Source organism: Streptomyces sp. NPDC051684, from assembly GCF_044453445.1.
GTDB lineage: Bacteria > Actinomycetota > Actinomycetes > Streptomycetales > Streptomycetaceae > Streptomyces.
In genome coordinates this window covers 1-23,282 of sequence record NZ_JBITCS010000062.1, presented here as the reverse complement: position 1 = coordinate 23,282, position 23,282 = coordinate 1, and the positions used below count along the sequence as shown (strand labels likewise).

At 70.9% G+C, this 23,282-nt stretch carries 21 protein-coding genes; 16 read left to right on the top strand and 5 right to left on the bottom strand.

The annotated features are described in order from the left end of the window. Position 1: 1 nt before the first annotated feature. The 8 genes from ACIA8D_RS39715 (at position 2) to ACIA8D_RS39680 (ending at position 8,848) form a co-directional block, all read left to right on the top strand. Entirely contained in the window at positions 2-1,270 is a 1,269-nt protein-coding gene (locus ACIA8D_RS39715) for an FAD-dependent oxidoreductase (RefSeq protein WP_399240026.1), read from the top strand. A gap of 16 nt (positions 1,271-1,286) precedes the next feature. Then, positions 1,287-1,895 (top strand): TetR/AcrR family transcriptional regulator, encoded by a 609-nt coding sequence (locus ACIA8D_RS39710; RefSeq protein ID WP_399240024.1) that lies wholly within the window; start codon positions 1,287-1,289, stop codon positions 1,893-1,895. Between the two features lie 218 nt (positions 1,896-2,113). Beyond that, a complete protein-coding gene (locus ACIA8D_RS39705; RefSeq protein ID WP_399240022.1) occupies positions 2,114-3,082 on the top strand; it encodes a phosphotriesterase in 969 nt (322 codons plus the stop codon). A gap of 45 nt (positions 3,083-3,127) precedes the next feature. Then, entirely contained in the window at positions 3,128-4,093 is a 966-nt protein-coding gene (locus ACIA8D_RS39700; protein ID WP_399240020.1) for a phosphotriesterase, read from the top strand. A gap of 15 nt (positions 4,094-4,108) precedes the next feature. Further along, positions 4,109-5,218 (top strand): FAD-dependent oxidoreductase, encoded by a 1,110-nt coding sequence (locus tag ACIA8D_RS39695; RefSeq protein ID WP_399240018.1) that lies wholly within the window; start codon positions 4,109-4,111, stop codon positions 5,216-5,218. A gap of 5 nt (positions 5,219-5,223) precedes the next feature. Further along, positions 5,224-6,147 carry an alpha/beta hydrolase gene (locus tag ACIA8D_RS39690; protein WP_399240016.1) on the top strand — a complete coding sequence of 308 codons (924 nt, stop codon included), beginning with the start codon at positions 5,224-5,226 and terminating at the stop codon, positions 6,145-6,147. A gap of 8 nt (positions 6,148-6,155) precedes the next feature. Continuing rightward, entirely contained in the window at positions 6,156-7,118 is a 963-nt protein-coding gene (locus tag ACIA8D_RS39685; RefSeq protein ID WP_399240014.1) for an MBL fold metallo-hydrolase, read from the top strand. Then, entirely contained in the window at positions 7,115-8,848 is a 1,734-nt protein-coding gene (locus ACIA8D_RS39680; protein WP_399240012.1) for a CocE/NonD family hydrolase, read from the top strand. Before ACIA8D_RS39685 ends, ACIA8D_RS39680 begins: the two co-directional genes overlap by 4 nt. Before the next feature lie 11 nt (positions 8,849-8,859). Here the strand turns inward: ACIA8D_RS39680 and ACIA8D_RS39675 are convergent, their stop codons facing one another. Further along, positions 8,860-9,255 carry a PPOX class F420-dependent oxidoreductase gene (locus ACIA8D_RS39675; RefSeq protein ID WP_399240010.1) on the bottom strand — a complete coding sequence of 132 codons (396 nt, stop codon included), beginning with the start codon at positions 9,253-9,255 and terminating at the stop codon, positions 8,860-8,862. 185 nt (positions 9,256-9,440) lie between these two features. Between ACIA8D_RS39675 and ACIA8D_RS39670 the strand changes: the two genes are divergently transcribed. Both ACIA8D_RS39670 and ACIA8D_RS39665 read left to right on the top strand, forming a co-directional pair. Further along, entirely contained in the window at positions 9,441-11,285 is a 1,845-nt protein-coding gene (locus ACIA8D_RS39670) for a protein kinase (protein ID WP_399240008.1), read from the top strand. Positions 11,286-11,316: 31 nt separating this feature from the next. Then, the gene (locus tag ACIA8D_RS39665) at positions 11,317-11,748 is read left to right on the top strand and encodes a hypothetical protein (RefSeq protein ID WP_399240006.1); all 432 of its coding nucleotides are present in this window, start codon (positions 11,317-11,319) and stop codon (positions 11,746-11,748) included. Here the strand turns inward: ACIA8D_RS39665 and ACIA8D_RS39660 are convergent. Continuing rightward, complete coding sequence (locus tag ACIA8D_RS39660) at positions 11,735-12,271, bottom strand: TetR/AcrR family transcriptional regulator (RefSeq protein WP_399240004.1); 537 nt, start codon at positions 12,269-12,271, stop codon at positions 11,735-11,737. The genes ACIA8D_RS39665 and ACIA8D_RS39660 overlap by 14 nt on opposite strands. A 72-nt stretch (positions 12,272-12,343) precedes the next feature. On the opposite strand from ACIA8D_RS39660, the gene ACIA8D_RS39655 reads away from it, so the two are divergent. Continuing rightward, on the top strand, positions 12,344-13,393 hold the full coding sequence (locus ACIA8D_RS39655; RefSeq protein ID WP_399240002.1) for an aldo/keto reductase: 1,050 nt from the start codon (positions 12,344-12,346) through the stop codon (positions 13,391-13,393). 93 nt (positions 13,394-13,486) lie between these two features. Here the strand turns inward: ACIA8D_RS39655 and ACIA8D_RS39650 are convergent, their stop codons facing one another. Then, complete coding sequence (locus tag ACIA8D_RS39650; protein ID WP_399240000.1) at positions 13,487-14,338, bottom strand: helix-turn-helix transcriptional regulator; 852 nt, start codon at positions 14,336-14,338, stop codon at positions 13,487-13,489. A 116-nt stretch (positions 14,339-14,454) separates the two neighbouring features. Between ACIA8D_RS39650 and ACIA8D_RS39645 the strand changes: the two genes are divergently transcribed. Then, positions 14,455-15,357, top strand: coding sequence for an oxidoreductase (locus tag ACIA8D_RS39645; protein WP_399239998.1), 903 nt, complete (start codon positions 14,455-14,457; stop codon positions 15,355-15,357). 25 nt (positions 15,358-15,382) lie between these two features. Here the strand turns inward: ACIA8D_RS39645 and ACIA8D_RS39640 are convergent, their stop codons facing one another. Continuing rightward, on the bottom strand, positions 15,383-18,034 hold the full coding sequence (locus ACIA8D_RS39640; RefSeq protein WP_399239996.1) for a glycosyl hydrolase: 2,652 nt from the start codon (positions 18,032-18,034) through the stop codon (positions 15,383-15,385). 80 nt (positions 18,035-18,114) lie between these two features. Here ACIA8D_RS39640 and ACIA8D_RS39635 point away from each other — a divergent pair, with 80 nt between their 5' ends. The 3 genes from ACIA8D_RS39635 to ACIA8D_RS39625 all read left to right on the top strand — a co-directional run bounded on the left by ACIA8D_RS39635 (position 18,115) and on the right by ACIA8D_RS39625 (position 20,483). Further along, entirely contained in the window at positions 18,115-18,321 is a 207-nt protein-coding gene (locus ACIA8D_RS39635; RefSeq protein ID WP_399239993.1) for a hypothetical protein, read from the top strand. A 123-nt stretch (positions 18,322-18,444) separates the two neighbouring features. Beyond that, entirely contained in the window at positions 18,445-19,620 is a 1,176-nt protein-coding gene (locus ACIA8D_RS39630) for a PP2C family protein-serine/threonine phosphatase (RefSeq protein ID WP_399239991.1), read from the top strand. A gap of 92 nt (positions 19,621-19,712) precedes the next feature. Then, complete coding sequence (locus ACIA8D_RS39625) at positions 19,713-20,483, top strand: NAD(P)H-dependent oxidoreductase (RefSeq protein WP_399239989.1); 771 nt, start codon at positions 19,713-19,715, stop codon at positions 20,481-20,483. Positions 20,484-20,529: 46 nt separating this feature from the next. On the opposite strand, the gene ACIA8D_RS39620 is transcribed toward ACIA8D_RS39625, so the two are convergent. Further along, a complete protein-coding gene (locus ACIA8D_RS39620) occupies positions 20,530-21,306 on the bottom strand; it encodes an IclR family transcriptional regulator (protein WP_399239987.1) in 777 nt (258 codons plus the stop codon). Positions 21,307-21,434: 128 nt separating this feature from the next. Between ACIA8D_RS39620 and hutH the strand changes: the two genes are divergently transcribed. Further along, entirely contained in the window at positions 21,435-22,970 is a 1,536-nt protein-coding gene (gene hutH / locus ACIA8D_RS39615) for a histidine ammonia-lyase (RefSeq protein WP_399239985.1), read from the top strand. Positions 22,971-23,282 lie beyond the last annotated feature (312 nt).

Genomic DNA, 23,282 nt, shown 5'->3' with positions numbered 1-23,282 from the left:
GATGAGAACCGTGACCCAACCTGACGTGATCGTCGTCGGCGGCGGCATCGGCGGCCTCGCGGCGGCGAACTCGCTGACCCGCCAGGGCCTCACCGTCCGACTGCTGGAGAGCGCCCCCGCCTTCGGCGAGGTCGGCGCCGGCATCCAGCTCGCCCCCAACTGCACCCGCATCCTCGACGACTACGGCCTCCTCGACGAGGCGAAGAGCCTCGGCGTCGTCCCGGACGCGATGGTCATGTGCGACGCCGTCGACGGCGACGAGCTGACCCGCCTCGACCTGCGCGACCTCGAACGCCGCTACGGCTACCCGTACATGGTCATCCACCGCAGCGACCTGCACGGCCTGCTGCTGCGCGCCTGCCAACGGGCGGGCGTCGAGCTGGTCAACAACGCGCACGTGACCTCGTACGAGAACACCGAGGGCGGCGCCCGCGTGACGCTCGCGGACGGCGGGACCCACGAGGCCGGGCTCGTGATCGCGGCCGACGGGCTGCACTCCGCCGCCCGCCGGCAGTTCATCGACGACGAGCCGGTCTCCTCGGCGTACGTCGCCTACCGCGGCACCGTCCCCGCCGAGCAGCCGCGGGTGCGCTCGGTCGACCTCAGCGAGGTCGTGGTGCACATCGGCCCCGGCTGCCACTTCGTCCACTACGGCCTGCGCGGCGGCGAACTCCTCAACCAGGTCGCCGTCTTCGAGTCGCCCAAGGCCCTGGCGGGGGAGGAGGACTGGGGCACCCCCGACGAGCTCGACGCCGCCTTCGCCGACACCAGCGACTTCGTACGGGACGGCCTGCCGTTCATGTGGCGCGAGAAGTGGTGGCGGATGTTCGACCGCGACCCCGTCATGAACTGGGTCCACGGCCGTATCGCCCTCCTCGGCGACTCCGCGCACCCGCCGCTCCAGTACATCGCCCAGGGCGCGATCATGGCCATCGAGGACGGCTGGGTGCTCGGCGAGCACGTCGCCCGCAACCGCGCCGCCGACGGCACGGTCGACTGGAACGCCGCGCTGACCGCGTACGAGGCGGTGCGCCCCGAGCACTGCCGCCGCGTGCTGACCACGTCCCGCAAGTGGGGCGAGCTGTGGCACCTCGACGGCCTCGCCCGCGAGCAGCGCAACGTCCTGCTGCGCGCCCGGGACAGGTACGACTACGCCTTCACGGACTGGCTGTACGGCCCGACCGCCCTGACGCCCCAGGAGGAGCCGGAGATGTTCACGCCGATCCCGCTGACCTCGGCGGACGTCCCGGAGGGCCGGTTCGTGGGGTGACGTTAGGATTCCCGGCATGGCGAACCTTCGACAGGCGCAGAAGCAGATGACGCGCCGCCTCCTCCTGGAGTCCGGGCTCGAGCTGTTCACGTCGAAGGGCTACGCCGCCACCAAGGTCGACGAGATCGCGACCGCCGCGGGCACCACCCGCGTGACCTTCTACGCGTACTTCCCCTCCCGGACCGACCTGATGAAGGCGCTCATCGACGAGCGGCTCAACGAGGCGCTCCAGCGCGTGCGTTCCCCCGAGCACGGCTCCACGGCCCAGGACCTGGTCGCCACCGTGGCCGGTGGCACGGCGGAGGGGATCGGCGCGTGGCTGCGGCGCACCGCCGACAGCTGGCCCGAGATCCGGCCGATCATCCGCGTCGGCCGGGACGCCGCCGCGGTCGACCCGGAGCTGCGCGACCTCGTCGACCGGTGGATGGAAGAGGCCATCAGCGACATCGAGGACGGCCTGACCCGGGCCGACCGCTTCGAACCCCACCAGCGCCGCTTCAAGGGCGTGCTGGCGATGGCCGAGCTGGACTATGTCGCCCAGCACTGGGGCAGCGCCGACTGGAAACTCAGCCGCGAGCAGCTGCTTGACGAGCTGAGCGCCAGCTGGGTACGCCTGCTGGCCTGACACACCCGGCGCCACCTTCTTTCAAGGCTCCTCCGAGGCCCTCCACGGCCTTGGAGGAGCCTTTTTTGCTCACATGACCGGCTCTTGCGCAACGCTCTGACCAGTTATGTTTCATGGAGTTAATTTCCTTGACGTGCTGTAAAGCGAATCGCTAGCGTGACGGCATCCACAAGGGCGCACCACCGCACCCGCACCGGACACGTGAGGCAGGCAAGAGCGTGAACAGCACCACCGTGAACACCGTCCTGGGACCCGTGCCGGCCGACGAACTGGGCGTCGTCTCCGTCCACGAGGCGCTGCTCTCGGTGCTCCCGGGCGCCGAGCACGCCTTCGACATCACCCTCGACCGCGCCGAGATCTTCGAGACGCTCGCCGCCAAGCTGCGCGACTTCCGCGCCCACGGCGGCGGCACCCTCGTCGACGGCACCGGCATGTTCCACGGCCGGGACCTGCGCCTGTACGAGTCCCTGTCCCGCGCCACAGGCGTGCACATCGTCGCCTCGACAGGGCAGGGCCCCGAGGAACTGCTCGGCGGCTACTTCCTCACCCCGCAGACGAATCCGCCGACCCCCTGGCCGGCCGAGAAGTTCGCCGACCTCTTCACCAAGGAGATCACCGAGGGCATGGTGGTCCCGCGCGTCGAGCGCCGCGCACCGGCCGGCCTCGTCACCACCGCCGTCACCCGTGCGGGCATGACCGCCACCGACGAGAGCCTGCTGCGCGGCGCAGCCCGCGCCGCCCTCGCCACCGGCACCGCCGTCTCCTTCCGCCACGGCGCCGACGCCGTCCGCGAACTCGACGTCGTCCTGGAGGAGCGGCTCCCGGCCGACCGTGTGGCCGTCGGCGGCCTGGACCGAAAGGACGCCGTCGCCGCGGGCGCACCCGAGCAGGTCGTCGCCTGCGGCGCACACATCCTCCTCGACCACGTCGGCACCGAGGGCGACGGGCACCTGACCGACACCGAGCGCGCCGCCCTGGTCGCCGACCTCGTACGTGCCGGACACACCGACCGGATCCTGCTCTCCGTCGGCGCGACCGGCGTGGCCAAGGGGCATCCCGCCAACGACCTGCCGTACAGCCACCTGTTGACCGCCTTCGCACCGCTGCTGAGCGCGCACGGCATCGGCGACGGAGACGTGCGGCGCATCTTCGAGGCCAATCCGCGCGAGCTGCTCGCGGTGCGCTGACCGCCCGGCCCCCACCCAATGTCAAGAACTCCTCAGAATCCGAAGGTGAGCGCAGTGTCGCGAGTGAGCACCGTCCTGGGCCCGATCCCCGCCGAGGAGCTGGGCTTCGTGGCCGTCCACGAACACATCGGCTACGGCATGCCCGGCTCCGAACTGGACACGAAGTGGTGGCAGACCCCCGAGCGGCGCCACGAGGAGACCGTCCCGAAGCTGCGCCGCTTCCACGAGCTGGGCGGCGGCACCTTCGTCGACGCGACAGGCATCTGCAACGGCCGCGACATCGACCACTACAAGTCGCTATCCGCCAAGACCGGCGTGCACATCGTCGCCTGCACCGGCTTCGTCGGCGGCGACACCGCCCTGCCGCACTTCGCCCGCGCCGAAGTCGACTACCTGGCACGGCAGTTCGTCCACGAGATCGCCGTCGGCATCGGTGACACCGGCAGCCGCGCCGGTGTCATCAAGGTCGGCGTCAGTCGGGGCGGTAGCATGACCGACCTCGACAAGCGCATCTACCGCGCCGCCGCCCGCGCCGCGCTCGCCACCGGCGTACCGATCCTGACCCACCTCGCCATCGACGCCGAGAACGCCGTCGCGATCTTCAACGAGGAGCAACTCCCACTGAACCGCGTGCTGTTCGGGCATGTCGACGACGGCGTGAACGCCGACAAGACCCGCGACCGCTGGATCGCCGAGCAGGGTGGCCGCATCGGCTTCGACACCTTCGGCTACGAGACCGAACTGCCCGACCCGCCGTTCTGGGCCCGCCCCCGCAAGGAGCGCCTGGACCACTTCCTGCGGTTCATCGACGGAGGCCGCCGCATCGGCCAGGTCCTCGCCTCCGCCGACGCCAACTGCTCCCCGCTGGGCTGGCCCGGCGTCAAGGGCCACACCGTCAACTACCTGTTCGACGAGCTGATCCCGGACCTGCGCGCCGCGGGCCTCGACGAGACCGCCCTCCGCACGATCTTCGTCGACAACCCCGCCGACTTCCTGACCATCCAGCAGTAGGAGAGACCCCATCCCATGCAGGACCTGAAAGATCTCCAGATCGCCGTCGTCGGAGCGGGCTACGGCGGCGCCGCCGCGGCCAGGGCGCTGAGCCTGCTCGGCGCGGACGTCACCGTGTACGAGCAGGCGAGCCGGATCCGCGAGGTCGGCGCCGGCATCGGTCTGCGCCCCGTCACCATGAACCGGTTCCGCGAGTGGGGGATCTTCGACGCGATCGCCCGTGTCAGCTCGCCCAGCGAGTACTTCGAGATCCTCACGCCCACCGGCGAACCCATCGTGAAGGAGTCCTGGCCGGCCGACGGCGAGCAGACGCACACGCACCTGATCCACCGAGGCGACTTCATCGAGGCCCTGCTCGGATCGCTGCCCGAGGGCATGGTGCGCCTCGGTCACCGCCTGGAGACGACCCAGGACACGAACGGCCGCCCGCTCCTGACCTTCGCCGACGGCACCACCGCAACGGCGGACCTCGTCGTCGGCGCCGACGGCATCAAGTCGGCCGTGCGGGAACGGCTGTTCAGCGACAAGGGGCCGGTGTTCTCCGGCGAGCACGCCTATCGCGCGGTCATCCCGACGGCCGACGCCCGCGGCATGGTCACCGACGACAACCTGCGCATGTACATCGGGCGCGGCACCAAGGTCTACCTGCTGCCGCTGCGCCACCGCGACCAAGTGTCCTTCGACATCACCGCGCTGTGCCCGGACGGCTCCTGGACGCCGCGGGTCACCAAGGAGGACCTGCTGCGCACAGTCGAGGGCTTCGACGAGCGCCTCGTCGACATCACCCGCGGCCTCGACATGGACACCGTGAACATCCGCGCCGTCTACGACATCGACCCCGTCGACACCTGGCACTCGGACTCCGTCGTCCTCATCGGCGACGCCGCGCACGCGATGCTGCACCACCAGGGCCAGGGCGCCAACTCGGCCGTCGAGGACGCCGGGGCGCTCGCCGACGCCCTGCGCGGTGCCGACTCCGTGCAGCAGGCCCTGGCCCGGTACCAGGCCACCCGCAAGCCGGTCACCGACAATCTCCAGGCCATCTCGCGGCAGGGCTGGGCGGAGGACGAGATCGACGAGGTCTTCCCCGGCCAGCAGCCGACGCCCGCCACGACGAAGGAGTGACCACCATGCCGCTGCACCCCGAAATAGCGAAGTTCCTCGCGACCCTCCCGCCCGCGCCCGAAGGCCCCTTGGACCCGGCGGCCCTGCGCGCCGACGAGGAGTCCCACGTACCTCCCGCGGCCGAACGCCTGCCGCTGCACGCGGTGGAGGACCAGACCGCCCACACCACCACCGGTGACGTACCGGTGCGCATCCACACACCCACCGACGCGGACCGGCACGGCCTGCTCGTCTACTTCCACGGCGGCGCCTTCTTCCTCGGCAGCCTGGAGACCCACGACCACATCGCGCGCTCGCTGGCGAAGGAGACCGGCCTCAAGGTCGTCTCGGTGGGCTTCCGCCGGGCACCGGAGTCCGCCTTCCCGGCCGGCCTCGACGACTGCTCCGCCGTGACCCGCTGGGCCGCCGAACAGGGCGAGTCGCTGGGCTGGGACGGCGCGACCCTCGCCGTCGCCGGCGACAGCTCCGGAGGCACCTTCGCCGCCGCCGTCGCGGCCCGCGCCCACGACGAGGGCTTTGACCGGATCACCCACCAGATCCTCTACTACCCCTCCCTCGACCTGGACTTCGACGAGGAGCGTTACGCCTCGCTCCGCGAGAACGCGGTCGGCTACGGCCTGGAGACCGCCGGACTCAAACCGTTCAACGCCTTCTACGTCGACAGCGGCGCCGACCCGGCCGACCCGCTGGTGTCTCCCATCAAGCGCGAGGACCTGAGCGGACTGCCGCCGGCCCTCGTCGTCACCGCCGAGTTCGACCCCATGCGCGACGAGGGGGAGCTGTACGGTCGCCGCCTGCGGGAGGCCGGAGTGGCGGTGACGGTGAGCCGGTACGCGGGCGCGGGCCACGGCTTCGTCCAGCACTTCTCCTGGCTCCCCGAGTACAGCCGGGTCTTCACCGGGACCCGCGACTTCCTGACCGGACGTTGAGGGCCGCCATGACGCACGACGTCGCCATCCACCCCTTGTTCTCGCCCTGGGGCCGCTTCGGACTGTTCAGCTTCTTCATCGACGCCCCCGAGCCGGCCGTCGTCGACACCGGCATCGCCACCTCGCCCGCCGAGGGCATGGCCCCCGCCCTGGAGGCCATCGGGCGCCGCATCGAGGACGTCCGCTGGATCCTGCTGACCCACGGCCACATCGACCACATCGGCGGCGCACACGCCCTGTGGGAGCTCACCGGCCGCCGCGCACAGGTGGTGATCCACGAGGCGGACGCGCCGATGCTGCGCTCCCGGCAGGCGCATGTCGACGAATACCGGGCGGGACGCGGCCGGTACCTCGGCGACCCCGAGGGCGAGGCCACGGTGGCGGCCGCCACGAAGGCCGTCATCTCGGGGGAGTTGGAGCCCACGCGCCTCGTCCGGGGCGGCGAGATACTCTCCCTGGGCGGCGATGTCACCGTCTCCGTGCACGCCCTCCCGGGCCACACACCGGGTTCGGTGGCCTACGTCCTGGACGGTCAGCGCGCGGCGTTCGTCGGCGACGCCGTCCAGGTCCACGGCGCCGCCAACGGCTTCCCCGGCTACACCGACCCGTCCGCGTACCGCGCCGGCCTGAGACACCTGCGCGACGAGGTCCGCCCGCGCCGCCTCTACCTCGGACACCCCTACCGTCGGGCCGACGGCACCCCGTACGGCGTCGAACTCGACGAGGCGCAGGCCACGGAGGCCATCGACCAGAGCCTCGCCACCGAGGACCGGATCGCCTCGGCCGCCTGCCACTGCCTGGCCTCCGGCCCCGAGCCCACGGACTCTCCGTACTCCCCGTTCGCCGCGGCCGCCGAGGAACTCGGCTACACCGGCGATCCCACGCTCGAACCCTCGCCGTTCTTCACCTCGATGCACGCGTACCGCACACGCGGCGAGCATGCGCGACACAGGAGCACACCGCAGACATGACCGATCACCAACACACCATCCAGGCGGGTGAGCAGACCATCGCCGTCCGCAAGGACCTCCGGGTGCCGATGCGCGACGGCGTCGAACTGGCCGCGGACACCTACGCCCGCGCCGACGACGACACACCACGCCCTGCCCTCGTGGCCCTGAGCCCCTACGGCAAGGAACTCCAGGCCCTCGCCCTCACCACGCCCCCGCAACGCCGCCCCAGCCCGATGTGGGACGGCTGCATCGAGGCGGGTGACATCGCGCGCGTCGTCGAGGAGGGCTACGTCCATGTCATCGGCGACCTGCGCGGCTCCGGCGCCTCCGACGGCACGCACATCGGCAACTACAACGCCGGCGGCGTCCCCCTCGGCCAGGACGCCCACGACTTCATCGAATGGGTCGCCGCGCAGCCGTGGTGCGACGGCAACGTCGGCATGATCGGCATCTCGTACTTCGGCTCCATGCAGGTGCTGGCGGCGGCCGAACGCCCGCCGAGCCTCAAGGCGATCTTCGTCAGCGGCGGCCACTACGACTTTTACGAGACGACCTACCACGGCGGCATCATGTGGCTCATGCCGCGCGCCGCCCGCGAGGGGAGGGGCGGCGACTCCGGCTGGGCGTTCACCGACGGCGTCAAGTCCCGCATGCTGGAGACCTACATGCCCGAGGAGATCAGGAAGCGGGTCGCGGAGCGTCTCCGGGACCCGGACGTGGCGGCCTGGCCGAACCTCGTCCACGTCCTCAACTACCCGAAGAATCACGAGGCTTGGTTCGACATCGTCATGAACGAGGTCGACGGCGACTGGTACGAGGAGCGCAACCCGATCACCCTCGCCCCGCACATCGACATCCCCGTCCAGCTCCAGATCGACCAGGGCCGCGGCTGGACGATGGACGGCACGATCGAACTCTACAAGGCACTGAACGGCCCGAAGAAGCTCGACATCGGCCCCTACCCGCCCATGCAGTCACGCCCGTTCGTCGAGGAACACGACAAGATGTTCCGCTGGTACGAGTACTGGCTCAAGGGCATCGACAACGGCGTCATGGACGAGCCGGCCGTCACCGTCCACGTGGAGGGTTCCCGCGAGACGGCCACCGGTGCGCAGTGGCCCCCGAGGGACGTGGTCCACCGCCCGCTCCACCTCCGCCCCCGACGTCAACTCGCCTACGCACCCGAGCCGTTGGGCGCCGAACACGCCGCCCCCGACGGCTTCTACCAGGCGCCCCTCACCGTGACCGACAAGGTGGAGATCCTCAGCTGGAGCACCGCCCCGTTCGCCGAACCCACCGAGATGATGGGCCAGGGCGCGGCCCACCTCTTCGTCGAGATCGACCAGCCCGACACGAACCTCATCCTGCGCCTGTGGGACGAGTCACCGACCGGCAAGCGCCAACTCGTCACCACGGCCTACCTCAAGGCATCCCACCGCGAACTCGACGAGACCCGCACCACCGAGGGCGACCCGCACCACCCCCACACCCGATCGGTCCCCGTCGCACCGGGCCGGATCGAGGAGTACGTCCTGCGGATCCACCCGTTCGCGGCGACCTTCCTGCCCGGCCACCGCCTGACCGCGGAACTCTCCAACAACGAACCCCTGGCCGACGACCACAACGCACTGCTGCCCCCGGACGCGTTCCACCTGCCGGTGGGCCGCCCGGTCACGCACAAGGTGTACCGGGACGCGGGCCATCGGTCCCGGTTGGTGCTGCCGTTCACACGGACGGCGACACCGTAGAAGAGGACACGTCAGCCGCGCGGGGAGTGCACCGACTCGGCGCTGATGGTCAGCAGCACACGCTCCTGGTCGCGCCCGCCGAACCAGGGGTAGGGGCCGCCCAGGTACTTGTGCGCCACCTTGTCGATGTGCGCCTCGGCGCCCTCGGTCGTGGACGTCACGACGCGGCCGCGGAGCGCCCAGTACCGCGACGGCTCCGCCGGGTCCGCGATGCCGACGGCGACGCGGGGATCGCGGCGGACGTTCTTCATCTTCTGATGGGTGGTCACCGTGTTGATGACGACGTGCTCCCCGTCCCTGTCCACCCAGGTCTGGGTGATCTGCGGCGAACCGTCCGGCATCAGCGTCGTGAGGAAACAGATGGCTGGTCCGTCCAGAACGGCGGACAACTCACTCGGCAATGACATCTCGGGCACCTTTCACACGGGTCACGGGAGCGCCCATCAAATCAGAGACCCTAGACCGTCTGTTTCACCGTTCGGGTGCCCCCGCCCGGACGCATTGGATAGCGTGACTATCCAATATCGGAGGTAACCGCGGGCGCCCGTACGCGGCGGGGAGATACGCGACCATCGCAGGCTCAGGGGGATGCATGGGCGAAAAACTTGTCCACGACGGTGAGGACGCCGCCAAGGAGGCACAGCCGCAGCGCGCACGGGAGGCCCCTCCGGGCAGCCGTATCAAGCCGCTGAAACAGGCGGACCCGTCGCGGATCGGACCGTACCGGCTCCTCGGCCGCCTCGGTGCGGGCGGCTTCGGCCGGGTGTACGTCGCCCGGGCCGAGAGCGGACGCACGGTCGCCGTGAAGGCCGTGCACGACGAGTACTCCAGCGACGAGAGCTTCCGGGCCCGCTTCCGCCGCGAGATCGACGCCGCGCGCAGCGTCGGCGATGACCACACCGCCCCCGTGCTCGACGCCGACCCCGACGCCGAGCCCCCGTGGGTCGCGACCGGCTACGTCGCCGGGCTCTCGCTCGAACAGGTGGTGCGGCTGTCCGGCCCGCTGCCCACCGCCTCGGTGTTCGCGCTCGCGGACGGGATGTTACGTGCCCTGAAGGACATCCACGCGGCGCGCATCGTGCACCGTGACCTCAAGCCGTCCAACGTGATGCTCACCGAGGACGGCGTCCGCGTCATCGACTTCGGCATCGCCTGCGCCGCGGACACCCTCGCCGAGACCCCACTGACCAGCACCGGCCTCGTCGTCGGCTCGCCCGGCTTCATGGCACCGGAACAGATCCTCGACGAAGGCGCGAAGCCGCGCAGCGACGTGTTCGCCCTGGGCTGCGTCCTCGCCTACGCGGCGACCGGCCGGCTCCCGTTCGGCCACGGCAAGACGAACGGGCACTCCATCTCGTACAGCGTCGTCCACGACGAACCGGCGCTGGACCGCGTAGCGGACGAAACGCTGCGCGCCCTGATCTCGCGCTGCCTGACCAAGGACATGAGCAGCCGGCCGGACGTCGAGGACCTGCTGGCCGATCCGGACCGGCCGCGCCCCACGGCCGGGGAGCCGTATCTGCCCCACCCGGTGAGTTCGCTCCTCTCACGCCGGGCGGCCCAACTCCTCGACCTGGAACCGAAACCCGAGGAGCCGACGCCGGAGCCAGTGGACCGGCCGACCCCACTTCTGCGGGCGCCGGCGCCCGCCGCCACGACACGACCCGGCGGCAAAGAGGACGACGACCCCAGCCACCGGCGCAAGCGCGCCCGCCTCGCGGCCCTCGTCGTGGTGCCGGTGATCGTGGTCGGAGGCGGCACGGCCATGCTCCTGGTGCCCGGCGTCCGGGACGGCGGCCCGGAGGCGTCCGCCCCGAACACCAGCCACGCGCGGTCGACACCACAGCACGAATCACCCGCCACGACACCCAGCCCATCACCGTCGAAGCACGGCAAGGGCGACAAGGACAACAAGGGCAACAAGGGCGAGCGAGCGTCCGTGGGCCAGGGCGGCGACGGCAACGACACGGCGGTGTCGGACCCCGCCGCCCCGGCCCGCGCCGACGGCAAGGAGGCCGACGAGGCATCCGGTTCGGGCGGCTCCAAGGACTCCGAGGGCTCTGCCGGATCCGGCGGAGGCTCCTCGCCCAGCGCCGTCCCCTCCTCCTTCCTCGGAACCTGGGCCGTCAGCGGATACGGCACGGGCTACGGCAACGACCCCCAGAAACTCGCCGTCTCCCGGGCGGCCGTCGGCCAGAACGCCCTGCGCTACCTTTGGGACGTCCCCGGCGCGGGACACTGCGAGTACACGGCACGGCTCGACTCCGTCGGCGGCAACGGTGCCCGGATCCACGTGACCTCGGGATCCGTGGACCCCGCCCACTCGGGCAGCACCTGCTACGCCGTGAAGGCCTCGACCTTCACCGTGAAGGGCTCGACCCTGACGCGTGTGTACGACGCGTCCAATCCGCAAGGGGTGGCGTACCAGCGGAGTTAGGTGCGCGGCGGCCATCCTCTTCGCGTTCCCCATGTACCTGCTCACCAACTCCGCCCGACCCGCCCTGGTCGTCGCGGTGTTCATCATCGGCATCGGCCTCATCCACGCCTCGCTCACCGGCACCCAGGGCTCCCTGCTCACCGAACAGTTCCGCACCGCGACCCGGACGTCGGGCGCCTCGCTCGGCTACCAGGTCGCGGCGGCGATCGGTGGTTTCGCGCCCCTGCTCGCCGCCGCTCTGGTGGGTGCCTTCGGGTGGCCTGGGGCCGCGCTGCTCTACCTCGGCGCGGCGGTGATCGGCCTCGTCGGCATCCTCGTCACCAAGGAGACGTGGGGGCGTGCGGAGCGCGAGCGCGTACGTGGCCTCGTCGCCGAGGAACTGCGCGCGGTACCGGCCGCCGGAGCCGCGGCGACGGGCCGGCCGGGAGGCGGCCGCGCCAACTCCTCCGCTACGAGCCGGTGATCGCGACCAGGGCCGCCGTGAAGGGGGCCGGGTCGATGTCGTCCCGTACGGCGAGTTGCTGGCTGTAGCCCTGGAGGAGGGCTACGAAAGCCTCGGCGGTCCTGTCCCTGTGTGCGGGGCCCCGGTCCGGCAGCAGACCGGCGACCGTCGCGCGCAGTTCCGCGAGTTGGCGGTCGACGAGGGCGGCGAGACTCGGCGAGACGGCCGCCTCGGCGTAGATCTGGGCGACCAGCCGGGCGTGCCCCTCCTCGCGGGCCAGGATGCGGATGTGCTCGAGGAAGCCGTGGATGGCCTCGGCGGTCAGCTCCTCGGGAAACGCCTGGCCGGACTCTTCGCAGATGGCGGCGATGATCTCGTCCTTGCCCTTGAAGTACCGGTAGATCGCCCCGGTGGACAGCCCGGAGGCCCGGACGATGTCGGGCATGGAGGTCCGTGCGAACCCGGCCGCGGCGAAGCGGGCGCGGGCGGCGTCGACGATCTGCTGACGTCGGGCGTCGAGGTGTGCCTGGCTAACCTTCGGCATAAAAGAATGACCATTCGTTTTACGTGTTAGTGTCGTCGACCGTACCGCAGATCCCGTTCCTGAGGAGGCCCCGTGCGCTACCAGACCTTCGGACGACACAGCGGCCTCCGGGTGTCGGAGTACGTGCTGGGCACGGCCAACTTCGGCTCGGCCCCGGCCGCGGCGGGCCTGGCGGGTGCCAAGGCGATCTTCGACTCGTTCGTGGCGGCCGGCGGCACCACCTTCGACGTCTCGAACATCTACCAGAATGGCGAGGCCGAGACCGTTCTCGGCGAGCTGCTGGGCCGCGAGCGCGACGACTACGTGGTGATCACCAAGTACAGCGGCAGCCGCAGCGCGCAGGTCCGCCCCGGCACCACGGGCAACAGCCGCAAGACCATGATCCGGTCCCTGGAGGAGAGCCTGCGGCGGCTTGGGACCGACTACGTCGATGTCCTCATGCCGCACTTTCCCGACGGAGTCACCCCGCTGCCGGAGATCCTGGCCGCCTTCGATGACCTGATCCGGGCGGGCAAGATCCGCTACGCCGGGCTGTCGAACTTCCCGGCCTGGCGGGTGGCCGGCGCCGCCGTCCGATCGGAGCTGGGCGGACGCGCGCCGTTGGTCGGCATCCAGACGGAATACAGCCTGGCCGAGCGCTCGGCGGACCGCGAGCTCCTGCCCATGGCCGAGGCGCACGGCCTTGGCGTCGTCCTCTACTCCCCGCTGGCCGGCGGCCTGTTGACCGGAAAGTACCGCCGCGGCGAGAAGGGACGACTCAGCGCACGCGCCGCGGCCGACGGCGAGGGCTACGAGCAGCGCACCGCCGTGCTCGACGCCGTCCTCGCCGTGGCCGAGGAACTGGGTACCGGCCCCGTTCAGGTCGCACTGGCCTGGCTGCGCGAGCGCGCGGCGCGGTCCGGAACCTCACTGCTGCCCATCGTGGGCCCCCGCACCCCGGCCCACCTGGCGGGCTATCTCGACGCCCTGCACATCCAACTCGCCCCGCACCACTACGAGAAGCTGGACGAGGTGAGCGCGATCCGGCTCGGTGCTCCGCACGAGGACGTGGCGGCCGCGATGGCCCACGGCGTCGACGGGGACCGGAGTTTGCTCGACGAGCCCTTTGTCCCGGTGGCCTGACACGTTGGCCAACGGTCCGAGAGGGCAAGGACTTCCGGGCGTCGGTGGGGCGGGGAACCTCCAGGGCCTGGGCGGCCTGCGGTTGCGGGCCGCTCATCGCTTGGGTTGCTCTTCCGCAAGCCTCCGCAGTGTGGCTTCTTCCGAGCTGCTGGGGTGCGCGAAGTAGACGTACAGCACGTGCCCTTCGGGCCCGGCGAGGGCGAACGTCTCGAAGTCGAGGGTGAGGACGCCGTCTTCACCGACACCGTCGACCGCGAGCCGCTTCGCGCCGGTCACTCGGTCGTACACCTCATGGGAGTCCCACAGGGCGCGGAAGGTCGCGCTGCGTTCCCGCATGTCCGCCACGAGGCCGTCGAGTTCGCCGGGGCGGGCCGCCGTGGTGGTGCGCAGACCGGCGACCGCCTGGAGCGCGATGTCCTGCCAGTCGGGGTACACCTCACGGGCGCGCGGGTCGAGGAAGGTGAACTCGATCAGGTTGCGCCCCGAACTCCATGCCGGGTTGAGGCGGGACGCGAGGGCGGTGGCCGCCAGTACGTCCCGCCCGGGGCCGACGACGAAGGCAGGCAGGTCGGCCCAGCGTTGGAGGAGCACCAGCACTCCCGGCCGAACGGTGCGGGCCGGGGGCGTCTCCTGACCGTCGGCGGGTGTGAGTGCCGGGGCCACGAGGCTCCAGAGATAGCCGCGCTCGGTGTCGTCCAGGCGCAGCACACGAGCCAGGGCCTCGAGGATCTCGCGGGAAGGGTGCCGGTCGCGGCCCTGTTCGATGCGCGTGTAGTAGGAGGGGCTGACACCGGCGAGCAGCGCCAGCTCCTCGCGGCGCAGGCCCTTGACCCGCCGCCGGGAGTTGTCGACGACGCCGGCTGAGGCGGCGTTGATCCGCTCCCGGCGGCTGCGCAGGAAGGTACCGAGCCGGTTGTCGTCCTGGTTGTCGTTGTCGCACCTCATCAGGTGGGACTCTACCGGCGGCCGCGAGCAGCGACACCGCCCTCTTGACCTGACCCTCCGAGGGCCACCCTCAAGGGGGCGTGGCACCCACACCGAAGCCCTGTTGCACTGAAGACATGAGGAACCAAGACGCAGCAGAAATCGACGGGTTGATCAAGGCGACCACCGCTGCCGCCGGCGAGAGCGCCCGGGTGTGGCTGATCACGGGATGCTCCAGCGGACTGGGGCGCGCCCTCGCCGAGCACGCTCTCTCGCGTGGTGACCGGGTGGCTGTCACCGCGCGCGACGTGACGAGCGTGACGGCTCTGGCCGCCGCTCACGGCGACCGCGGGCTCGCCCTGTCACTGGACGTGACCGACCCGGCCTCGGTGGCCACGGCGGTCGAGGCGTGCGAGAAGGAGTTCGGCCGCATCGACATCCTGGTCAACAACGCCGGCTACGGATACCTCGCCGCCGTCGAGGAGGGCGAGGACGCCGCGGTCCGGGCCCTGTACGACACGAACGTGCATGGCGTCGTCGCGGTCCTCAAGGCGGTGCTGCCCGGCATGCGGGTCCGCCGGTCGGGGCGGATCGTGAACGTGTCCTCCTTCGGGGGCCTCGCCGCCTTCGCCGGGACCGGCTACTACCACGCCACCAAGTTCGCCCTCGAAGGCCTGTCGGAGTCACTGGCCGCCGAGGTGACTCCCCTCGGGATCTCGGTCACCCTGGTCGAGCCCGGTGGTCTGCGCACTCAGTGGGCGGGTTCCTCGATGCGGCAGTCCGGGACGCGTCTCACGGACTACGTGGAGACCGCGGGCAGGCGCCGGTCCTCCACTCTGGCCGTCTCCGGCCGCCAGCCCGGCGACCCCGCCCGAGCCGCGGCCGCGATCGCCGCCGTCGTGGACACCGAACATCCGCCGTTGCGCCTTCTGCTCGGCTCGGACGCGCTGGCGGGCGCCCGGGCTCGTATCGAGCGCCTGCGGGGCGAGATCGACGCGAACGAGAAGCTGACCGTCAGCTCGGACGTGGTGCAGGTGTGAGAGCGGCGACCGGCGCGAACATCCGTCACCGTGCCGCATCTGCCACCTCCGCCACCGTGTACGGCACGATCGACACACCCCCGGTCACCCCGTAGCCCTGAACCCCGCCCTGCGTCTCGTAGCCGCGCTGGAGGAGGCGGTTGGTGAGGGTCGTCGCGACGGTCACCTGCACCGTGTTCTCGCCGTCCGCGCGCAGCAGGTCCGTGACATCGACCTGAAGGGTGCGCAGGTCGAGGCCGGGGGCCTGGTGGCCGTTGACGACGACGCGGTCCTGGTCGCCGTTGGTCGAACCGATGCGCAGGTACGCGCCGTTGGCCCTGGCCCAGCCGCGCGGCAGCCGGAACGTCGTCTCGTACGTGCCGATGCCGGAGACGTGTGACATCGACGGGTTGTCACCCGCGAGCCGCGACAGTTGCGCCTCCGTGGCCGGGAGGTCCTTCCACGGGACGAGGCGGCTGTCGGGGAAGGACAGGTCTGTCTTCTTCGTCGTGTAGTAGACCTCCTTCGTCTCGTGGCCGAACTTGGTCTCGGTGTTGACCTTGCGCTCGCCCTCGTTCCAGTCCTGGACGGTGAGGTCCCAGCGTTCGAGCGGGATCGGGTCGGGAACCCGGACCCGGGTGCTCGCCTTGCGGCCGTCGCTGAGCGTGGTGGTGTACGTGCCGCTGCGGGTGGCCAAAACCGAAAGACGTGACCCGTCCTCGATCACGCGGTCCGCGGTGGTGGCGACCGCGTGGGTGTGCGGGGAGCGGTCCTTGAGCTCGAGGGCGAGGACGGCGGCCTCGCCGGGCTTCAGCGACAGCTCGACCTTGGTGTGTCCGCCGTCGGTGACGTAGGTGCCCACCGGGTCGAGGGTCCCCGTCCAGGCGTCGATGGTGTGGGGCTTGCCGCGACCGGCCATGGAGAGGGTGAAGGCGGTGGCGTCCTTGCCCTTGTTCTTCTCGAACTTGAAGTTGTAGGCGAAGGTGTAGAGGATCTTCGCCTTCTCGTCGAGCCGGGAGATCGTCATGATGGTGTCGTTCGGGGCGGCGTAGGCGACGCGCGGCTCGACGCCCAGGCGCTTCAGCGCGGCCAGCGCGTCCTCGGCCCGGTCGACCTCGCCGACATTGCGCAGCTTCTTGATGCGGGCGACGACCCGGCCAAGCTCCTCCTCGCTGTCCCCCGTGAACCGCGTGGTCGAGGCTGCCATGTCGTACGCGATCTCGGGCCCCTCGTGGGACCTGATCTCGGAGGTGTTGTTGACGAACAGCACCGGCAGGCCGCCCTTGGCGATCGTCAGCAGCCGCTTGGCGGCGGAGAGTTCCAGCGAGTCCTGGTAGAGGATGACGGCCTGGTAGCCCGGCCCGTCGGGCTGCAGCTCGTCCCGCGTCAACCGGACGTTGTCCGCGTCCTCCAGGAGTTGCGGCGAGAAGTAGTCGTAGGTGTAACCGGCGTGCTGCAGCGCGAGATCGCGCCAGAAGTACGGCTTGTCGTTCATGAAGTAGCTGTTCTCGGCCGGGGTGTTGGCGCGTGGCTGGCCGTAGGAGATGAACGCGTTGTCCGCTCTCAGGATCGCGAGGTCCCGGCGCGGCTTGCCCTGCCGCAGCACCTTCTGGATCCGGCCGAGCATCTGAGTCCACTCCGGGTACATCAGTGACGCCGGCTGGCGGCCGCCGAACCGCTCGGAGAAGAACGAGTACATGCCCTCGTGCCCCGGCCAGTGGGTGTCCGCCTCGGAGCCCTCGATCGCCGAATAGCCGTGGAACACCGTGCGGTTGACGCCCCCGGCGAACTGCAGATAGGCGATCCGCGTCCAGTAGTCCATGTCGTAGTAGTAGTTGCGGCCGCCCACGGCGCCGGTCTCGCTGGAGAACGGGCGGCCGTACATGTGCGCGGAGCCGAGCATGCCGCGGTAGACGTCGAGGTCCCCGTTCTGCGCGAACGTCTCGGTCTCGACGCCGTCCAGGTACTTCGCGGGCGTCGAGATCTCGTACACCATCCCGTACGACGGCTCGGCGCGCAGCTTCATGCCGAGGCCGTGGAGCCATGCCTGCAGCGGCTTCAGGACGTTCTCCTCGTAGAGCTCGGAGAAGGTCTGGTTGACGTCGTTGCGGATCTTCTGGACCCGGCCTGTGTCCGTGCCGCTCGTGGGAGCGTAGTCGAACTCCGGCGGCTTGTTGGAGTCGTGGCGCGTCCTGTCCCAGGACACGACCGGGAGGTACCGCGTCACGTCGTAGCCGCGCCGGGTGCGGAACTCGTCCTTGAAGTGGTGCCCCCACAGCACACCGGCGGCGCCGTAACTGGCGAGTTCCAGGGAGTCCATGTAGATCTCCCCGCGGCCGTTGCGCCGCATCGTCTCCTTCAGTTCGGGCGTGAGGACGTTCGCTTCCCAGTAGTCCTTCAGCGCGTCGACGCCGTAGCGGTCGACGTAGTTGATCGTGTAGTTCTTGCTGGTCGAAGGCTCGAAGATCTCGCCGGTGCCGTGCATCCAGTAGACGAAGAGGGCGTACTGTCCTTCGCCGTCCGGGGCAGTCCACTTCAGCGAGTACGTGTCACCGTCCCGCACGACCTTGGCGGAGAGGTCGGTGAGCGAGCCGAGGTCGAGCTCGCCGGTGCCGGTGCCTTCGCCGTATCCGGGCGCCTGGCCGCTGTCCTTGCGCGGCTTGGTGAAAAGAAAGGATGACGTGGGTGTCCACCCCATGGGTGTGACCTTTGAGTGAGGGCGGCATAACGGTTCGGCCAGGCGCGCGCCCTCACGCGGCGCAGTGTCGTTTCCCCGGTATGAGCGACACCGTGCACGCCGAGGAGCAGGCAGAGTTGACCGATCCGTGCTGGCTCGATTCACCCGTGCTCGGGCACGGGGTGGCGGCCTGTGAGTGTCATGGCGACCGATCGCCCGGGGACAGGTTGGCGGCGCTGCGTCTTGTCCTCGTCGGGCTGGCCACCGGCCTGATCGTGGTGGCGCTCGCGGTGACCCTGACGGAGTAGGCGCCGCGCCTTCACTCGTGTCGCGGCAGTCGGCGGCGGCCCGGAGGCGGACCCCGGCGTGCGGGGAGAGACTGCCTGGAAGCCGTCCGTAGCGACCGGACAGGGAGTGATGGCGTTTTGACGGTGCCGGAGACCGCGGACAGTGCCCTCGGCGAGTTCCTGGCCGACCCGGACAACGCGGCGGTGGACCTGACCACGGCGGTGGCACGCTGCACCACGGCGCTCGGGCTGCAGAGCGCCGTGGTCTACCAGGCCGATCTGCAGCAGCGCCAGCTCGCCCCCTTGAACGATGTGGTCCCGACGCTCCCCATCGACGACTCGCTCGCCGGCTGGGCGTATCGCACGCAGTCCTTGCGGGTGGAGGAGTCGGAGCTCGGCGGGATGACCGCCTGGCTGCCGATGGTGGACGGGGTCGAGCGGCTGGGCGTGCTCGCCGTGCACGCGCCCGCGCTCGATCCGCTCTCCCTGCGGCGCGGCCGAACGCTGGCCCACCTGTGCGCCATGATGGTCACCTCGAAGCGGGCCTTCAAGGACACCTACGTTCGCCGGGCCCGCACCGAACCGATGCGGCTGCCCGCCGAGATGCTGCGCGCCTACCTGCCGCCCCGCACGATCGGCACCACCCATGCGGTCTCGACAGCGGTCATGGAGCCGGCCTACGAGATCGGCGGGGACGCCTTCGATCACGCCCTGACCGATACGACGCTCCACGCGGAGATCCTGGACTCGATGGGGCACAACCTGGCCTCGGGACTGACCACCGTGGTCTCGCTCGCCGCCTGCCGGAACGCCCGCCGCACCGGGGCCGACCTCTCCGAACTGGTGGACGCCGTCGACGAGGCCCTGGCCGAATGGCTGCCCGACCAGTTCTGCACCGCGATCCTGTGCCAGCTGAACCTTGTCACCGGTGGCCTGCGCTGGATCAATTGCGGGCATCCGCCGCCCTTGCTGATCCGGGACCAGCGCCTGCTGGCCGGCGCGATGGAACGGGATGCCGACCCGCCCCTGGGGCTGCCGGCGACCTTTGCCTCTGCCCCTCGGCGGGTGCACGAGATGAAGCTCGAACCGGGAGACCGGGTCCTGATGTACACCGACGGTGTCACCGAGGCCCGCACCCAGCACGGCGACGAGCTAGGGCTCGACCGGTTCGCCGACTGCGTCATCCGCGCCACCGCCACCGGCGAACTGCCACCGGAAACACTGCGCCGGCTCATCCACTCCATCGTCGACGCCCAGGACAACCGGCTGCGCGACGACGCGACAATCGTGATGTTCGAGTGGCGTCCGGTGTGCCGCTGACGAACATCCGCGGACGTGAGTGGCCAGAATCTTTCACCTCATGGCCGTCTGGCCACTGATGCCGTGCGGGGGCGAGAGCGCACGCTCAAGGCATGAACATTCTCTGGGTCTTCGCCCACCCCGAACAGCGGTCCCTCAACGGTTCCCTGATGGCCGACGCACTCGACTCCCTCGACGGGCTCGGGCACGCGCATCAGGTGTCCGACCTGTACGCCATGAAGTGGAAGGCGGTCCTCGACGCCGACGACTTCGGCGGCGTGCCGACGGCCGATGAGCGGCTGTTCGTCGGGGCCGAGCAGGAGCGGGCGTACACGGCGGGCGAGTTGAGCGACGACATCCGTGCCGAGATCGAGAAGCTGGCCTGGGCCGATGTGGTGGTGCTGCACTTCCCGCTGTGGTGGTTCGGGCCTCCGGCGATCCTCAAGGGCTGGTTCGACCGGGTTCTGGTGCAGGGGCTCGGGTTCGGCGTGAAGGCACCCGACGGGCACACCCGCCGGTACGGTGACGGCGGCCTGGCCGGAAAGCGGGCGTTGATCGTCACGTCGGTGGGGGCCAGGCCGTCCGGATTCGGGCCGCGCGGGATCCACGGACAACTGGATCAGGTGCTGTTCCCGCTGCTGCACGGCACGTTCTGGTACACGGGGATGGCGCCGCTCGCCCCGTTCGTGGCGTACGGCGCCGACCGGCACGACGCGGCGGACTACGCCCGTACGTCCGCCGCGCTGCGGGAGCGGCTGCGCACCCTGCCGGACGAGGAACCGCTGGCGTACCGCTCCGAAGTGGGCGGCGCGTACGACGAGGAACTCGTCCTGCGGCCCGGTCTCGCGCCAGGCCGCGACGGCCTGGGCGTGCACCAACGCTGAGGGTGCGCCGTCGTACGCCCTGCCGCGCGGCGCACCGGTGCAGCCCCTACGTCGACGGCCCCCGCGTCGCCCCGCCCACCCGTCGCGTCAACTCCCGTGCCGTCTGGGCCACATGGCCCGCTATCCGCTGCTGCTCCGCCTCGTCCACCGTCTCGTCCGGGAACGTCACCGCGATTCCGGCGATCGGGTGGGCGTGGTGGTCGAGGACCGGTGCGGCGACCGAGGACAGGCCCGGGGTGACCTCGCCCTCCTCCGTGGCGTAGCCGCGGCGGCGTGCCTGGGTGAGCAGGGTGCGCAGGGCGGTCAGCGTCGCCGGGCCCGCCCCGTGGCGCTGCACGAATGCCGAGCGGTCGGGGAAGAGGGCGCGCACCTGGGCGGGCGGGAGGAGGGCCAGGATCGCGCGCCCGCTCGCCGTCAGGTGGGCAGGCAGGCGCACACCCACCTCGCTGACCAGGGGCGGACGGCCCGGTGCGCGCTCCTCGATGACGTAGATGACCTCGCGGCCGTGCAGCACGGCGAGGTTCGCGTTGTGCCCGGTGCGGTCGACGAGCGCGGCGAGCGGGGCGCGGGCCAGGCGCTGGAACGGGGCCTGGCGCTCGTAGCCCGAGGCGAGTTCGAAGGCGCTGACCCCCAGCCCGTAGCGCCGCTCCTCCGGCAGATGGACCACGAAACCGTCCGCCGCAAGCGTGTCGAGCAGGTGGTACGTCGTCGAGCGCGGCAGTCCCACGTCGCGGCTGATGGCCGCCGCGGGCACGGGCGCCGCCTGGCGGGCGAGATAGCGCAGGACGGCCAGGACCTGGGCGGCGGCCGGGACGATGCTCATGGGGCGAGCGTAGACCAGAGATGTCGCAAACCATCTGTCTGAGTACCCAGACTCAGCGTCTTGGATCCCAGACACAAGACGTGTCGCACGACTCGCGAACCCCTGTCCGTCTGCGGCTTCATAGGGGCATGAACGTTGTTGTTGGTGTCGGTGCCCTCGCAGCCGACGAAGTTGTTTCCGTTGCCCGTCACGGCGCCCGGGTGACCCTCGCCCCCGAGGCCCTCCAGGAGATCGCCCGCAGTCGCGAGGTCATCAAGGCCCTCGCCGACGACGTCAAGCCCCACTACGGCGTCTCCACGGGCTTCGGCGCCCTGGCCACCCGTCACATCCCCACCGAGCTGCGCGCCCAGCTCCAGCGCAGCCTCGTGCGCTCGCACGCGGCGGGTTCGGGCCCCGAGGTCGAGCGCGAGGTCGTGCGCGCCCTCATGCTGCTGCGTCTGTCCACCCTCGCCACCGGCCGCACCGGCGTGCGCACCGAGACCGCCGAGGCCTACGCCGGGCTCTTGAACGCCGACATCACCCCGGTCGTCCACGAGTACGGCTCGCTCGGCTGCTCCGGCGACCTGGCCCCCCTCGCGCACTGCGCGCTCGCCGTCATGGGCGAGGGTGTCGTGCGCACCGCCGACGGTGAGAAGAAGCCCGCGGGCGAGGCGCTCGCCGCCGCCGGCATCACCCCGGTCGTCCTGGAGGAGAAGGAGGGCCTCGCCCTCATCAACGGCACCGACGGCATGCTCGGCATGCTCGTCCTCGCCGCCCACGACCTGCGCCGCCTGCTGAGCACCGCCGACATCGCCGCCGCCATGAGCGTCGAGGGCCAGCTCGGCACCGACGCCGTGTTCGCCGCCGACCTCCAGGCCATGCGCCCGCACCCCGGCCAGGGCGACAGCGCGGGCAACCTGCGCTCCCTGCTCGCCGACTCGGCGATCATCGCCAGCCACGCGGGCCCGGACTGCACCTACGTGCAGGACGCCTACTCGCTGCGCTGCACGCCGCAGGTCCACGGCACCGCCCGTGACACCCTCGGCCACGCCGAACTCGTCGCCTCCCGGGAGCTCGCCAGCGCCGTCGACAACCCGGTCGTCACCCTCGACGGCCGCGTCGAGTCCAACGGCAACTTCCACGGCGCCCCCGTCGCCGCCGTGCTCGACTTCCTCGCGATCACCGTCGCCGACGTCGCCTCGATCTCCGAGCGCCGCACCGACCGCTTCCTCGACCCGGCCCGCAACCGCGGTCTGAACGCCTTCCTGGCCGACGACCCGGGCGTCGACTCCGGCCACATGATCGCCCAGTACACGCAGGCCGCGATCGTCTCCGAGCTCAAGCGGCTCGCCACCCCGGCCTCCGTAGACTCGATCCCCTCCAGCGCCATGCAGGAGGACCACGTCTCGATGGGCTGGTCGGCCGCCCGCAAGCTGCGCCGCGCCATCGACGGCCTGAACCGCGTCCTCGCCGTCGAGCTCTACACCGCCGCCCGCGCCCTGGACCTGCGCGCCCCGCTGACCCCCGCCCCGGCCACCGCGGCCGTGCGCGAGGGCCTGCGCAAGACCGTCGAGGGCCCCGGCACCGACCGCTGGCTCGCCCCCGAGATCGAGGAGGCCGTCCAGTACGTCGCCTCCGGCCGCGCCCTGGCCGCCGCCGAGTCGGTCACCGGCGACCTGGTCTGACGCGACCGCTGTTTCTCACACCTCCGGGGTCCCGCGGGGCCCCGGAGGTGCGGCACTTCGCACCCTCAACGCCCTCCCGTCCGCGGCGGGCCGGGCGGTCCCCAAAAGGAGCCCTCTCCCGGTGAACGACCTGCCGACCGCCGCCGTGCACAACAGCGTCGGGCACCTGCGTGCCGATGCCTGGAGCTCACTGACGGACCTCACCCACCGCCTCGCCACCTAGGGCTTGTCGTTTGGATCAGGCCGGGCTCGCGGGGCCTGGCACGCACGCTCGCGGCGTTGTCGTCGGTCGACGACGCTCCGCGTCGCCTC

Bases quoted from the DNA above. Each gene is read 5' to 3' on its own strand.
- ACIA8D_RS39670 (WP_399240008.1), top strand. From the start codon at position 9,441: ATGGGCGAAAAACTTGTCCACGACGGTGAGGACGCCGCCAAGGAGGCA.
- ACIA8D_RS39640 (WP_399239996.1), bottom strand. From the start codon at position 18,034: ATGGGGTGGACACCCACGTCATCCTTTCTTTTCACCAAGCCGCGCAAG.
- ACIA8D_RS39625 (WP_399239989.1), top strand. From the start codon at position 19,713: ATGAACATTCTCTGGGTCTTCGCCCACCCCGAACAGCGGTCCCTCAAC.
- ACIA8D_RS39685 (WP_399240014.1), top strand. From the start codon at position 6,156: ATGACGCACGACGTCGCCATCCACCCCTTGTTCTCGCCCTGGGGCCGC.
- ACIA8D_RS39645 (WP_399239998.1), top strand. From the start codon at position 14,455: ATGAGGAACCAAGACGCAGCAGAAATCGACGGGTTGATCAAGGCGACC.
- ACIA8D_RS39715 (WP_399240026.1), top strand. From the start codon at position 2: ATGAGAACCGTGACCCAACCTGACGTGATCGTCGTCGGCGGCGGCATC.
- ACIA8D_RS39665 (WP_399240006.1), top strand. From the start codon at position 11,317: ATGTACCTGCTCACCAACTCCGCCCGACCCGCCCTGGTCGTCGCGGTG.
- ACIA8D_RS39695 (WP_399240018.1), top strand. From the start codon at position 4,109: ATGCAGGACCTGAAAGATCTCCAGATCGCCGTCGTCGGAGCGGGCTAC.
- ACIA8D_RS39635 (WP_399239993.1), top strand. From the start codon at position 18,115: ATGAGCGACACCGTGCACGCCGAGGAGCAGGCAGAGTTGACCGATCCG.
- ACIA8D_RS39710 (WP_399240024.1), top strand. From the start codon at position 1,287: ATGGCGAACCTTCGACAGGCGCAGAAGCAGATGACGCGCCGCCTCCTC.
- ACIA8D_RS39620 (WP_399239987.1), bottom strand. From the start codon at position 21,306: ATGAGCATCGTCCCGGCCGCCGCCCAGGTCCTGGCCGTCCTGCGCTAT.
- ACIA8D_RS39675 (WP_399240010.1), bottom strand. From the start codon at position 9,255: ATGTCATTGCCGAGTGAGTTGTCCGCCGTTCTGGACGGACCAGCCATC.
- ACIA8D_RS39650 (WP_399240000.1), bottom strand. From the start codon at position 14,338: ATGAGGTGCGACAACGACAACCAGGACGACAACCGGCTCGGTACCTTC.
- ACIA8D_RS39660 (WP_399240004.1), bottom strand. From the start codon at position 12,271: ATGCCGAAGGTTAGCCAGGCACACCTCGACGCCCGACGTCAGCAGATC.
- hutH (WP_399239985.1), top strand. From the start codon at position 21,435: ATGAACGTTGTTGTTGGTGTCGGTGCCCTCGCAGCCGACGAAGTTGTT.
- ACIA8D_RS39680 (WP_399240012.1), top strand. From the start codon at position 7,115: ATGACCGATCACCAACACACCATCCAGGCGGGTGAGCAGACCATCGCC.
- ACIA8D_RS39690 (WP_399240016.1), top strand. From the start codon at position 5,224: ATGCCGCTGCACCCCGAAATAGCGAAGTTCCTCGCGACCCTCCCGCCC.